This is a genomic window from Trinickia sp., from assembly GCF_051961175.1.
GTDB lineage: Bacteria > Pseudomonadota > Gammaproteobacteria > Burkholderiales > Burkholderiaceae > Trinickia.
Genome location: NZ_JBQCDN010000045.1, coordinates 1 through 11,695 on the forward strand (window position 1 = coordinate 1; position 11,695 = coordinate 11,695).

13 protein-coding genes are annotated in these 11,695 nt (G+C 63.1%); 9 read left to right on the top strand and 4 right to left on the bottom strand.

Going from position 1 to position 11,695, the window contains the following annotated elements:
• Window positions 1-30: 30 nt before the first annotated feature.
• Both ACTHL0_RS02570 and ACTHL0_RS02575 read left to right on the top strand, forming a co-directional pair.
• Window positions 31-447, top strand: coding sequence for a type II toxin-antitoxin system RelE/ParE family toxin (locus ACTHL0_RS02570; protein ID WP_440565020.1), 417 nt, complete (start codon window positions 31-33; stop codon window positions 445-447).
• A 55-nt stretch (window positions 448-502) separates the two neighbouring features.
• The gene (locus ACTHL0_RS02575; protein ID WP_440565021.1) at window positions 503-745 is read left to right on the top strand and encodes a helix-turn-helix domain-containing protein; all 243 of its coding nucleotides are present in this window, start codon (window positions 503-505) and stop codon (window positions 743-745) included.
• A 95-nt stretch (window positions 746-840) separates the two neighbouring features.
• Here ACTHL0_RS02575 and ACTHL0_RS02580 read toward each other — a convergent pair whose 3' ends face one another.
• A complete protein-coding gene (locus ACTHL0_RS02580; RefSeq protein WP_440565022.1) occupies window positions 841-1,497 on the bottom strand; it encodes a TetR family transcriptional regulator in 657 nt (218 codons plus the stop codon).
• 414 nt (window positions 1,498-1,911) lie between these two features.
• On the opposite strand from ACTHL0_RS02580, the gene ACTHL0_RS02585 reads away from it, so the two are divergent.
• From ACTHL0_RS02585 to ACTHL0_RS02615, 7 genes are all read left to right on the top strand, one after another.
• Window positions 1,912-3,126, top strand: coding sequence for an efflux RND transporter periplasmic adaptor subunit (locus ACTHL0_RS02585; protein WP_440565023.1), 1,215 nt, complete (start codon window positions 1,912-1,914; stop codon window positions 3,124-3,126).
• A 19-nt stretch (window positions 3,127-3,145) separates the two neighbouring features.
• Window positions 3,146-6,349, top strand: a complete 3,204-nt coding sequence (locus tag ACTHL0_RS02590; protein WP_440565024.1) for an efflux RND transporter permease subunit — start codon at window positions 3,146-3,148, stop codon at window positions 6,347-6,349.
• A 1-nt stretch (window position 6,350) separates the two neighbouring features.
• Complete coding sequence (locus tag ACTHL0_RS02595) at window positions 6,351-7,883, top strand: efflux transporter outer membrane subunit (protein WP_440565025.1); 1,533 nt, start codon at window positions 6,351-6,353, stop codon at window positions 7,881-7,883.
• A gap of 43 nt (window positions 7,884-7,926) precedes the next feature.
• Entirely contained in the window at window positions 7,927-8,163 is a 237-nt protein-coding gene (locus tag ACTHL0_RS02600; RefSeq protein WP_440565098.1) for a tyrosine-type recombinase/integrase, read from the top strand.
• A 140-nt stretch (window positions 8,164-8,303) separates the two neighbouring features.
• Entirely contained in the window at window positions 8,304-8,555 is a 252-nt protein-coding gene (locus tag ACTHL0_RS02605; protein ID WP_440565026.1) for an AbrB/MazE/SpoVT family DNA-binding domain-containing protein, read from the top strand.
• Complete coding sequence (locus ACTHL0_RS02610) at window positions 8,549-8,899, top strand: type II toxin-antitoxin system ChpB family toxin (protein WP_440565027.1); 351 nt, start codon at window positions 8,549-8,551, stop codon at window positions 8,897-8,899. The genes ACTHL0_RS02605 and ACTHL0_RS02610 overlap by 7 nt, the downstream gene beginning before the upstream one ends.
• A gap of 146 nt (window positions 8,900-9,045) precedes the next feature.
• Window positions 9,046-9,159: a PAAR domain-containing protein gene (locus ACTHL0_RS02615; RefSeq protein ID WP_440565099.1), complete on the top strand. Its 114-nt coding sequence runs from the start codon at window positions 9,046-9,048 to the stop codon at window positions 9,157-9,159.
• A gap of 22 nt (window positions 9,160-9,181) precedes the next feature.
• On the opposite strand, the gene ACTHL0_RS02620 is transcribed toward ACTHL0_RS02615, so the two are convergent.
• Genes ACTHL0_RS02620 through ACTHL0_RS02630 form a run of 3 tightly spaced genes read right to left on the bottom strand, consistent with a single transcriptional unit; the run spans window position 9,182 to window position 11,686 of the window.
• Window positions 9,182-10,240, bottom strand: coding sequence for a TadG family pilus assembly protein (locus ACTHL0_RS02620; RefSeq protein ID WP_440565028.1), 1,059 nt, complete (start codon window positions 10,238-10,240; stop codon window positions 9,182-9,184).
• Window positions 10,233-10,661, bottom strand: a complete 429-nt coding sequence (locus ACTHL0_RS02625; RefSeq protein WP_440565029.1) for a TadE/TadG family type IV pilus assembly protein — start codon at window positions 10,659-10,661, stop codon at window positions 10,233-10,235. Before ACTHL0_RS02625 ends, ACTHL0_RS02620 begins: the two co-directional genes overlap by 8 nt.
• On the bottom strand, window positions 10,658-11,686 hold the full coding sequence (locus ACTHL0_RS02630) for a tetratricopeptide repeat protein (RefSeq protein ID WP_440565030.1): 1,029 nt from the start codon (window positions 11,684-11,686) through the stop codon (window positions 10,658-10,660). The genes ACTHL0_RS02625 and ACTHL0_RS02630 overlap by 4 nt, the downstream gene beginning before the upstream one ends.
• Window positions 11,687-11,695: the final 9 nt, after the last annotated feature.

The window sequence follows — 11,695 nt, forward strand, 5'->3', positions numbered from 1 at the left end:
CGGTGATGAGCTATAGCACGTAGTGCTATAATGTTCGGCAAGAAAAAGGAGCGGTATGCGGGTCTTCAAGACCAGGATGTTTGCGCGTTGGGCCGACAAGGAAGGTGTGAGCGATGCGGCGTTGCTCGTGGGACGGATGAGATAAGCCGAGGGCTGATTGATGCGAACCTGGGCGGTCATGTGTTCAAGAAGCGGGTGAGCATTGGCGGACGAGGTAAAAGCGGCGGAGTGCGTACGCTGCTGGCGTTGCGAGTGGGAGATCGAGCCTTCTTCGTGTTCGGCTTTGCGAAAAACGAGCGGTCCAGCTTGAACGACAAAGAGCTGGAGACGTTGAAACGGCTGGCGTCGCAACTGCTGAGCTACGATGCTCGGGAGCTGCGTGAGGCGTTGAGCACAGGCAAGCTATATGAGGTGGATGAGGTGGATGAGGTGGAAAACGATGGGTGACAGACTGTTGAAGACGCTGCATGAGACGGCGTAAGACCTGCACGAGATCGGGCTGATGGATTCGGTGACGATGCGAGAGTTCGACGCGTTGTGTCTGCCACCGATCAAGCAATACAGCGCGGCGCAGATTCGGCGGCTGCGCCAGCGCGCCAAGGCGAGTCAGGCAGTGTTCGCGGCGTGCCTGAACACGAGCATCTCGACGGTACAGAAATGGGAGCAGGGGCAAAAGCATCCGAATGGCCCTTCGCTGAAATTGCTCGACCTGGTTGATCGCAAGGGCTTGGAAGCCCTGCTGTAAGGTCCTGCTGTGCCCTCTTGGCCCGGCGGGCGATGCGGCAGGTGATCGACGAGACGTTCCTACCGGACTGAGCGTCAGTGCCCGGGGGCACCGGGCTAACTCGCGTGCCGATCCCTACGCAGTGCCCGGCTCGTCCGCAACGCATCGATGCAGGCATCGATGAAGGCGTCGATGTGCGAGACGAAATCGTCAGAGGCAGGCAGCAGCAGCGTATCCCGCAAAAAACCCCCGACGAACGCGTGAACATACAACGCGCTCCGGCGCGTATCGAGATCGGCCGGTAACTGCCCCTTGCCAATGGCCAGGATCAAATCAGCCTCGATTTTGCCCACGCCCTCGCGCATGCTCTTCTGATGCCGTTCTTTGACGGGGCCCATTTCGTCAACGAACTCGCACTTCAAAAACAGAATGTCGAACACGCGGCGCCGGCGCGGATCGTTCGCGGCGGCCTGCAGGCACCACTTCAACACACTGGCGAGCCGCGCGAGCGGATCGTCGTTGGCCGCTTCCTCCGCATTGGCCGGCGGCGCGCCGAATTCGTCGAGCGGCAGCAGCACGCGATCGAACATGGCGGTAAACAGATCGCCCTTGTTTTCGAAATGCCAATAGATTGCCCCGCGCGTAACGCCCGCATGCGCGGCAATGTCCGCCAGCGACGTGCGCGATACGCCTTTGTCATAAAACACCTGCTCGGCCGCATCCAGAATACGGTTGCGAGTCTGCAGGGCTTCTTCCTTCGTTCGTCTGGCCATGGATTGCCGCCTGGGGTGGGCGCTTGCGCGGACCTATCTGTCCGCCGTCGATCCCATCGCCGCGCCTGTGCGCCGCCGCGGCTCGGGAACATTGTGTAATGAGCGCTCATTTTACATACAGTCGGGAATGTATGTAAAATGAGCGCCAGCTTTAGACGCGCCCGCAAATGCGGGCCAGTGAGCCGTAAGCGAAATCGAGGGTATTATCGTCAGTCGGTTTGCGCACGAGCCTCCAGCCCTTTGCGGTTCGCGCTTCTTGCGCGGCTCGCGCGGCGCCATACGCATGGTATGGCGTCCGAGCTGGCGCCCATCGACTTGCTCAAGCGTCTTGCGACGACGTCGCGCCGCGCGCCTCGCGGGGGAAGAGGCGCGATAGGATCATTTCGTTCCCAGTTATAGACCAGAGGTCGCTCCATGCGTGTCCAACCGGTTCCATTTCGCTTAATCTGCGCCGCTACCGCGGCCATGGCGCTCGCGGCCTGCGGACAAAAGCCGTCCGCACCGCCTCAGCAAACGCCCGAAGTGGGTGTCATCACCGTGCAGCCGAGCGCGGTCCCCGTCGTCACCGAACTGCCGGGCCGTACGAGCGCGTTTCTCGTCGCGCAAGTGCGCGCGCGCGTCGATGGCATCGTGCAGCGTCGCGAGTTCACCGAAGGCAGCGAAGTGAAAGCGGGCCAGCGGCTGTACAAAATCGATCCGGCACCCTACCAGGCCGCGCTGAACAGCGCGAAGGCGACGCTCGCGAAGGCGCAGGCCAATCTCGCGACCACGACGGCCCAGGCCAACCGCTACAAGGTGCTCGTCGCGGCGAATGCCGTCAGCAAGCAAGACTACGACAACGCCGTGGCCGCGCAAGGGCAGGCGCAAGCCGATGTCGCCGCGGGCAGAGCCAGTGTCGAGACGGCGCAGATCAACCTCGGCTATACCGACGTCGTGGCGCCGATTACCGGCCGCACGGGCGTCTCGCAAGTCACGCCCGGCGCCTATGTGCAGGCGAGCCAAGCCACGTTGATGGATACGATTCAGCAGCTCGACCAGGTCTATGTCGATCTGACGCAATCGAGCCTGGACGGCCTGAAGCTACGTCGCGAGGCCCAGGAAGGGCGCTTGAAGACGACCGGCCCCGGTGCGGCGAAGGTCACGCTGATTCTCGAAGACGGCCAGCCGTATCCGCTGCCGGGCAAGCTGCAGTTCTCGGATGTGACTGTCGATCAATCGACGGGCTCCGTGACGATCCGGGCGACGTTCCCGAACCCGAACCGCGTGCTGCTGCCGGGCATGTTCGTGCGCGCGCGTATCGAGGAAGGGGTGAACGAGCACGCGATGCTCGTGCCGCAGATCGGCGTGACGCACGATCAGAAGGGCAGTGCAATCGCACTCGTCGTGAGCGCAGACGACAAAGTCACCTGGCGCCCACTCGTGACGTCCGGCATGCGCGGCGCGGATTGGGTGGTCGATGGCGGCCTGCAGGCCGGCGATCGCGTGATCGTTCAAGGGACGGAGAAGGTCCACCCCGGCATGAAGGTGAAACCGGTCCCGGCCCAACTGCCGCAGGCTGCGGCAGGGGCCCAAGGCGCTTCGGCCAGCGGGGCCACGCCTGCCTCGGGTGCGCAAGCGCCCGCCGCCTGATCACGGAGAGCCCGCAACAATGGCAAAGTTCTTTATCGATCGGCCGATCTTCGCCTGGGTGATTGCGATCATCCTGATGCTGGCGGGGATCGCGTCGATCTTCAATCTGCCGATCGCGCAATATCCGACGATCGCGCCGCCGTCGATCCAGATCTCGGCGAGCTATCCGGGTGCCTCGGCGAAGACAGTCGAAAACACGGTCACGCAGGTCATCGAGCAGCAGATGAGCGGCCTGGACCACCTGCTGTACTTGTCTTCTACGAGCGACGATTCGGGTACGGCCACGATCACGCTGACGTTCGATGCCGGGACGAACCCCGACATCGCCCAGGTGCAGGTGCAGAACAAGCTGTCGCTCGCGACGCCGCTGTTGCCGACGGTCGTGCAGCAGCTCGGTACGAAGGTGACAAAATCGAGCAGCAGCTTCTTGCTCGTGCTCGCCTTCGTTTCCGAAGACGGCAGCATGAGCCGGTACGATCTGGCCAACTACGTCGCTTCGCACATTCAGGATCCGATCAGCCGGCTCGACGGCGTCGGCACTGTGACGCTGTTCGGCACGCAGTACGCGATGCGGATTTGGCTCGACCCGAACAAGCTGACGAACTACAGCTTGACGCCGGGCGACATCGTCACCGCGCTGCAGCAGCAGAACGTGCAGATCGCGGGCGGGCAGTTGGGCGGTACGCCCGCTGTGCCGGGCCAAATGCTGCAGGCGACGATCACCGAGCAAACGCTCTTGCGTACGCCGAAGGATTTCGGCGATATCACGCTCAAGGTGAACCCCGACGGTTCGCAGGTGCGTATCAAGGATGTCGCGCGCATCGAGCTCGGCGGCGAAACGTATAACTTCGATACGAAGTACAACGGGCAGCCGACAGCCGGGATGGGCATTCAGTTGGCCACGGGCGCGAACGCGCTGCAAACGGCCAAGGAAGTGCGCGCGAAGATCGACGAGCTGAACAAGTACTTCCCGCACGGCCTCGTCGTGAAATATCCGTATGACACGACGCCGTTCGTGCGGCTGTCGATCGAGGAAGTGATCAAGACGCTGCTCGAAGGGATCGTGCTCGTCTTCCTCGTGATGTACCTGTTCCTGCAGAACCTGCGTGCCACGCTGATCCCGACGATCGCCGTGCCCGTGGTGCTGCTCGGCACGTTCGCGATCATGAACGCGGTGGGTTTCTCCATCAACGTGCTGTCGATGTTCGGGCTCGTGCTCGCGATCGGTCTGCTCGTGGACGATGCGATCGTCGTGGTGGAGAACGTCGAGCGCGTGATGAGCGAGGAGGGCCTGTCGCCGCGGGAGGCGACGCGCAAGGCGATGGACCAGATCACCGGCGCGCTCGTCGGTGTGGCGCTCGTGCTGTCGGCTGTGTTCGTGCCGGTGGCGCTGTCGGGCGGCTCCGTGGGCGCGATCTATCGCCAGTTCTCGCTGACGATCGTCTCGGCGATGGTGCTGTCGGTGCTCGTCGCATTGGTGCTGACGCCGGCACTGTGCGCGACGATCCTCAAGCCGATCCAGCCGGGCGAGCATGCGGCCACGACGGGGTTCTTCGGCTGGTTCAATCGCACGTTCGACCGCAGCCGCGACAAGTACCACAGCGGCGTGCATCACGTGATTCGACGCTCGGGCCGCTGGCTCGTGATCTATCTGGCGGTGATCGTCGCGGTCGGCCTGCTGTTCGTGCGCTTGCCGAAATCGTTCCTGCCCGACGAGGACCAAGGGCTCATGTTCGTCCTCGTGCAGACACCAACAGGGTCGACGCAGGAAACGACGGAACGCACGCTCTCGAACATCTCCGATTACCTGCTCACGAAGGAGAAGTCGCTCGTCGAATCGGTGTTCACCGTGAACGGCTTCAGTTTCGCGGGCCGCGGCCAGAACTCGGGCCTCGTGTTCGTGCGGCTGAAGGATTACGGCCTGCGGCAGCACGCGGATCAGAAAGTGCAGGCGGTTATTCAGCGGATGTTCATGCACTATGGGGGCTACAAGGACGCGATGGTCTTCCCGGTCAATCCGCCGTCGATCCCCGAATTGGGCACGGCTTCGGGTTTCGACTTCGAGCTGACCGACAACGCGGGCCTGGGCCACGACACGTTGATGGCCGCGCGCAATCAATTGCTGGGGATGGCGGGCAAGGATCCGACGCTCATGGGCGTGCGGCCGAACGGGCTCAACGATACGCCGCTGTTAAAGGTCGACATCGATCGCGAGAAGGCGCGGGCGCTCGGTGTGTCGCCGCAGGCGATCGACCAGACTTTCTCGGTGGCATGGGCGTCGCAATACGTGAACAACTTCCTCGATACGGACAACCGGATCAAGAAGGTGTACGTGATGGCCGACGCGCCGTTCCGCATGTCGCCTGAAGATATGAGCAAGTGGTACGTGCGCAATACATCGGGCACGATGGTGCCGTTCACCTCCATCGCATCGGGGCATTGGACCTTCGGTTCGCCGAAGCTCGAGCGCTACAACGGCATTTCGTCGATGGAAATCCAGGGCTCCGCGGCGCCGGGAAAGAGTACGGGCCAGGCGATGCAGGCGATGCAAAAGATCGCGGCGAAGCTGCCGGCCGGGATCGGCTACTCATGGACGGGGCTGTCGTTCCAGGAAATTCAGTCGGGCTCGCAAGCGCCAATTCTTTACGGTGTATCGATTCTCGTCGTGTTCCTGTGCCTGGCGGCGCTTTACGAAAGTTGGTCGATTCCGTTCTCGGTCATCATGGTCGTGCCGCTCGGCGTGATCGGCGCACTGCTGGCCGCCACGCTGCGCGGGCTCGAAAACGACGTGTTCTTCCAGGTCGGCCTGCTGACGACGGTGGGTCTCTCGGCCAAGAACGCGATCCTGATCGTCGAGTTCGCGCGCGAGTTGCAGGAGAGCGAAGGCATGGGACCGGTCGAGGCGGCCATGGAAGCGGCGCGGCTGCGGCTGCGTCCGATCTTGATGACGTCGATGGCGTTCATTCTCGGCGTGCTGCCGCTTGCGATCAGCAATGGCGCGGGTTCCGCCAGCCAGCATGCAATCGGCACGGGCGTGATCGGCGGGATGTTGACGGCTACGTTCCTCGCCATCTTCTTCATCCCGATGTTCTTCGTCGTGATTCGCGCGAAGTTCGGCGGGGAAACGGAAGATGTCGATCAGGCGGCTCGATTGGCCGAAGCGCATCATGCAGCCCAAGCGCCGGGCCAGCACGAGAAAGAGAATGCCGATGAAGGACACTGAAATGACTCGATATTCCTTGATTGCGATTGCCGTGACGGTGCTCGCGGCCGGTTGCACCTTCGAGCCGAAGTACGAGCGCCCGGCCGCGCCGGTCGCGTCCGCATTCCCGGCCTCGGGCGTTTACGCGACGCAACCCGCGACCACCTCCGGCGATACGGCCCAAGGGCGGGCGGCTGTCGATATCGGCTGGCGCGAGTTCTTCTCCGATCCGCGTCTGCAGCAGATCATCGAGCTTGCGTTGGCAAACAACCGGGACTTGCGCGTGGCCGTGCTGAACGTCGACGCATCGCGTGCGCAATACCGGATCACGCGCGCACAGTTATTCCCGGCGATCAACGCGCAAGCCGGCAAGTCGGTGCAGCGCACGCCGAAGGACATGTCGCTGTTCGGTCAAACGCTCTCGCAGCAGTATCAGGTGGGACTCAATACCTCCTGGGAGATCGATTTCTGGGGGCGCATTCGCAGCCTGAAGGACCAGGCGCTCGAGAAATACCTGGCGACGGCGCAAGCGCGCAAGGCTGCCGAGATTTCGCTTGTCTCGCAGGTGGCGCAGCAGTACTTGCAGATGCTGGCCGTCGACGATCTCCTCAAGATCACCGACGACACGTTGAAGACGGCGGAATCGTCCTACTCGCTGACCAAACTGCAGTTCGATAACGGTACCGGCTCCGAACTTGATCTGCGTCAGGCGGAGACGATCGTCGAACAAGCGCGCGCGAATCGCGAAGCGCAGGCGCGTGCTCGGGCACAGGCCGAGAATGCGCTCGTGCTGCTCGTTGGCCAACCGCTGCCTGACGATTTGCCGGCCGGCCTGAGTCTCGGCGATCAGCGCTTGCTAACCGATATCCCGGCGGGCTTGCCGTCGGATCTGCTCACGCGCCGGCCCGACATCATGGAGGCCGAGGCAACCTTGCGCGCGGCCAACGCGAACATCGGTGCGGCGCGGGCGGCGTTCTTCCCGAAGATCTCACTGACGGGTTCTTTCGGCACGGAGAGCCTGACGCTCGGCGGGCTGTTCAAGCCTGGCTCGGCTGCATGGTCGTTCGCACCGCAGATCACGCTGCCGATTTTCGAGGGCGGGCAAAACCTGGCCAATCTCGATCTCGCGAGCGTGCAAAAGCGGATCGAGATCGCCAATTACGAGAAGGCGATTCAATCGGCGTTCCGCGAAGTGGCCGACGATCTGGCGGCGCGCAGCACGTACGACGCGCAGATCCACTCGCTCGAGCGCACGACGTTCGCGCAGTCGCGCACGCTCGATCTGTCGCAGCTGCGGTACAAGAACGGCGTGGACAGCTATTTGCAGGTGCTCACCGCGCAGACGAACCTTTATACGGTGCAGCAAGCGCTCGTGAGCGCGCGCGTGGCGCGGCTCGATAATCTCGTCGATCTGTATGTGGCGCTCGGCGGCGGCTGGATCGCGAACACGGGCGAGACACCGCGGCCGCCCGACGCGCCGGCGACGGTGGGGGCGGCTCAAGCGAGCGGGACGTCGTCCACGTCGACATCTCCATCGGCGAAGACGTCGGGCTGACGATCGGCGCAGTCACTCACTGGACAGAAAAACCGGCGAGCACATTAGGCTCGCCGTTTTTTTATTTGCGCCCAGGCGTGGTCTTGGGCGAGGGTTCAGCACACATTCGGGTCGGCGCACGTTCGCGAGCCATCTTGTAGCGCAGGGGCAGTCCCTCGACACCGTTCAATTGTTGTTGGGCCATGCTCACCTCGAGCATGTCGGGCCATATCTTGAAACCACTTCGAAAGAGCGACGCGCTGCCGTTGCAGCGCTCGACGCCTCGCTTGCGGAGGATTGAGTTTTGACGCCGGATGCCGTTTAAACAGGGTAGCGGTTTGTGGGGCCGTTAAACGAACCGAATGTAGAATCAATGTAGATACAAATAGCTTGCCATTTCGCCGGCGAGTGTCTGCAATGGATAAACATTCGGAGCATGATATGGAACTTAAAATTCAGAAGTGGGGCAATAGCGCGGCCGTACGGCTTCCCGCTGTGTTGTTGGAGCAGATCGGCGCGTCGGCTGGCAGTTCTCTGAATGCCGATGTACGGCCGGATGGCGTGTTGCTTTCGCCTGCGCGCCGAAAATATTCGCTGAATGAACTCGTTGCGCAATGCGACCCGAAGGCTCCGCAACCGGCAGACCTCGTTGCGTGGGGTGAAGTCAAGCCTGTGGGGCGTGAGGCATGGTGAGGCGCGTCAAGTTCGAGCGTGGCGATATCGTGCGGGTTAGCCTGAATCCGACAGTGGGTAAACAACAGCAGCGGGATTTCCGGCCCGCGCTGGTTCTGTCACCCGCCGCGTTCAACACGCTTGGCGTGGCGCTCGTTGCGCCGATCACGCAGGGCGGCGAATTCGCGCGATACGCGGGATTCGCTGTGCCGCTCTCGGGTTCCGGAACGGAGACGCAGGGCGTGGCGCTGGTGAACATGGTTCGCACGCTCGACCTTGAGGCGCGTGGCGCACGAAAAGTCGAGCGCGCCCCCATTGAAGTTGTCGAAGATGCGCTCGCTCGCCTACAAACCATTTTGGAATGACGGAAAAAGCGTGCGACTCGAAAACTATCCGGCGGGTACGCGAATTCGGATCGGCGGGAGGCTCTTCTGCAAGGAAGCGATCGGCACGTTCTGGAGAGTGAAGGGAAAAAAATCCGGACGGTCGTCCGCATGGCGTGAACTGAATCATCGAGGCACACGCGACGTTCAACATCGGCAACCGGCGTGTGGCTGTGCATGGCCATCGAACGGAGTGCGGCTGCACGCTGAATGGGAGCGTTACGGCCGATGCGGGCGGTTAGCGCACCGACTATCGTTAGTGCCTCAAAGCGCCAACCGCGGCGCCACATACGCCCCGTAGTCCGGCCCGACGCCCCACGATTGCACGGGAATCCGATAACCGCCCACGAAATGCCCTTCGATGTACTTCTGGCTGTCGCCGTACGATCCATCGACGTAAAACGCCGCGAACGCCACCACCGGCACGTAGCTGTGCGAATCGATCTGCGTGGCGACAGGCACGACGATCGTGACCCCCACCGGCACGTCGCTGTAAATCGTTGTCTTCACGCCGGGTTCGACCCAAATGTTGTCGCCGATCGCGATTGGCCCCGAATTGCCCGAGGCGATGAGCCCGCGCACGGTCGGCACATCGTTCGCATTGGTGAGGAACGATGTCCATTGCCCCGCCTGACACGTTCCGTTGTAGGTCTGTCCATTGCCGATCTGGAACTCGTACGGCTTGCCCGTCGAAGGATCGGTCATCGGCTCGTTCGTTTGCGCGTTCCAATATTGATTGAGCACGCATTGATCGATGACCATTGGAAAGAGCCCACCGGCGCCCACGGTGGACGGCGCGGCGGCGACCGCCACAGCCGTGGCGCTCGCGGGTGTGGTGAGGTAGTCGAGAAACCCACCGAGCAGCAACGTTACCGCACCGCCATTGGTGCTCGCGTTGCGCGTCACCGTCACTTGCACAGCCGGCACATCATAGTTGCCGGGCGTGATCGTCTTTGCTTCGAGCGTCGCAGGGGAGCCGGTCAGGTTCCAGTAGCCCGTTTGTACGCTCGCACTCGTCAATGTCACGCCATCCGATTTGTTCAGCGAGACGGCGGCGTTCGTCGCGCTGGCGGCATCCGGCCAGTCGGGGCCGCTGCTACCGGCGAGCAACTGCGATGCGCCTGCGAGCGCCGCCGCATCTGCCGCGTTCTGAAGTTCGTTGCGTGCCGTTGCGACACGCGGCATGTCCACGGCAAACGCACCGAAGGTCAGTAAGACCGGAACCGTCAGAACGAACCACAGCGGAACCGAGCCGCGTTGCCTGCGCAGCGAAGCGCCGTGGCTCGACGCGCGGCCGGCAGCACACGGCAAACGCCTATTCATAATTCATCACGGTCGTCGCGCTCACGGTGACGGGGCCCGTCAACGCGCTCATCGCCGAGCCTAGCACCAGCCCTTCATACGTGTAGGTCACCGTCACGGAAAGCGGACTACCGGGTGAGGTACCCGCCGGTTGTGCGACGCTGACGGTGGGTGTTGTGGCGGTTCCTCCGGTCACAAGGTTGTTGTGCGTATAGGAGAGCGCCACGTTTGCCACATCGCTCGCCGCCATCTGCGGAACACGTACCACCACGCCCGCGCGCGCAGCCTCTCGGCTGGCATTCGTAATGACGGCTTTGTCGCACAGGAGCAGGCTCGTATCGATGATGCCGAACAATACCGTCATCAAGAAAGGGAAGACGAGCACGAACTCGAGCGCCGCGACGCCGCGCGCATCGGACGCGAGATGCGCGAGCCGATTCATTCGCTGGCTCCAATCGGCGCGCTTTGCGGGAACGGCACGCGTTCGACATGCGCGATGTCGCTGCTCAACGTCGCAGCGCCGTGGGCGTTGGCGCTGGCCGAAGCCGAAGCCGAAGCCGAAGCCGAAGCCGAAGCCGAAGCCGAAGCCGAAGCCGAAGCCGAAGCCGAAGCCGAAGCCGAAGCCGAAGCCGAAGCCGGCGTCGTCCCAGTTCCCGTTACCGCCGCCGGGTCGGCCAAGCGCGCGCGCAGATCCTGGTAAAAGCGCAAGTTGTCCTCGGCCGACGCATCGGGCATGTCAGCCGTGAGAATCCGCTTGGCGGCTTCGCCATTACCGAGCAGGCCATAGGCGAGTGCGAGGTTTTCGCGCGCTTGCGCTGGTGCATCCGGTAGCCCCGCCACGTCGAGCAAGACGTTCGCGCCTTCGCGCGCATGCCCATCGAGAATGAGCGACAGCCCGAGATTGGTCTTCAGCCCTTGAACTTCGGGATGGCGCGCGAGTCCTGCACGATAGACGGCTTGCGCCTCGCCGTGGTGGCCTTGTAGATCCAGCGCGGCGCCGAGTCCTTCAGCGACAGCAGCGCTGTCGGGGTGCGTTTGAAGCAGGCGGCGATAGCGGGCGACGGCGTCGTCCAGGTGACGCTCACGCAACGCCACGCGCGCCAGTCCGAGTTGCGCGCGGGGATCGTCGGGCGCAGCCGCGGCTACCTGGCTGTAGAGCACACCTGCGCGCGCCAGATCGCCCGTCTGATAGATCGCATCGGCCAGTCCGAGCTCGGCCGGCAGTGAGTGCGGGTCGGCCTTCAGCGTGCGCTCGAACAGGGAAATCGCCAGCGTGGTGTCGCCGCTATCGAGCGCACTCTCCGCGATGCGCAGATCGGTGCTCTTGTCGGTCCCGCGCTCGGACATGACGGGCCGCGTTTGCACCTGCGGTCCGCCCGCGCAGCCGGTCAACAGGCCGCTGGCCAGCGTGCAGGCCGAAATCAGCGCAACGAGCAGACGTCGCGACGGCAAGACGATCGGATTCATGACACCTCC

Excerpts from the sequence above, each read along its gene's own strand:
- ACTHL0_RS02570 (WP_440565020.1), top strand. The coding sequence starts at position 31 with ATGTTCGGCAAGAAAAAGGAGCGGTATGCGGGTCTTCAAGACCAGGAT.
- ACTHL0_RS02575 (WP_440565021.1), top strand. The coding sequence starts at position 503 with ATGGATTCGGTGACGATGCGAGAGTTCGACGCGTTGTGTCTGCCACCG.
- ACTHL0_RS02580 (WP_440565022.1), bottom strand. The coding sequence starts at position 1,497 with ATGGCCAGACGAACGAAGGAAGAAGCCCTGCAGACTCGCAACCGTATT.
- ACTHL0_RS02585 (WP_440565023.1), top strand. The coding sequence starts at position 1,912 with ATGCGTGTCCAACCGGTTCCATTTCGCTTAATCTGCGCCGCTACCGCG.
- ACTHL0_RS02590 (WP_440565024.1), top strand. The coding sequence starts at position 3,146 with ATGGCAAAGTTCTTTATCGATCGGCCGATCTTCGCCTGGGTGATTGCG.
- ACTHL0_RS02595 (WP_440565025.1), top strand. The coding sequence starts at position 6,351 with ATGACTCGATATTCCTTGATTGCGATTGCCGTGACGGTGCTCGCGGCC.
- ACTHL0_RS02605 (WP_440565026.1), top strand. The coding sequence starts at position 8,304 with ATGGAACTTAAAATTCAGAAGTGGGGCAATAGCGCGGCCGTACGGCTT.
- ACTHL0_RS02610 (WP_440565027.1), top strand. The coding sequence starts at position 8,549 with ATGGTGAGGCGCGTCAAGTTCGAGCGTGGCGATATCGTGCGGGTTAGC.
- ACTHL0_RS02620 (WP_440565028.1), bottom strand. The coding sequence starts at position 10,240 with ATGAATAGGCGTTTGCCGTGTGCTGCCGGCCGCGCGTCGAGCCACGGC.
- ACTHL0_RS02625 (WP_440565029.1), bottom strand. The coding sequence starts at position 10,661 with ATGAATCGGCTCGCGCATCTCGCGTCCGATGCGCGCGGCGTCGCGGCG.
- ACTHL0_RS02630 (WP_440565030.1), bottom strand. The coding sequence starts at position 11,686 with ATGAATCCGATCGTCTTGCCGTCGCGACGTCTGCTCGTTGCGCTGATT.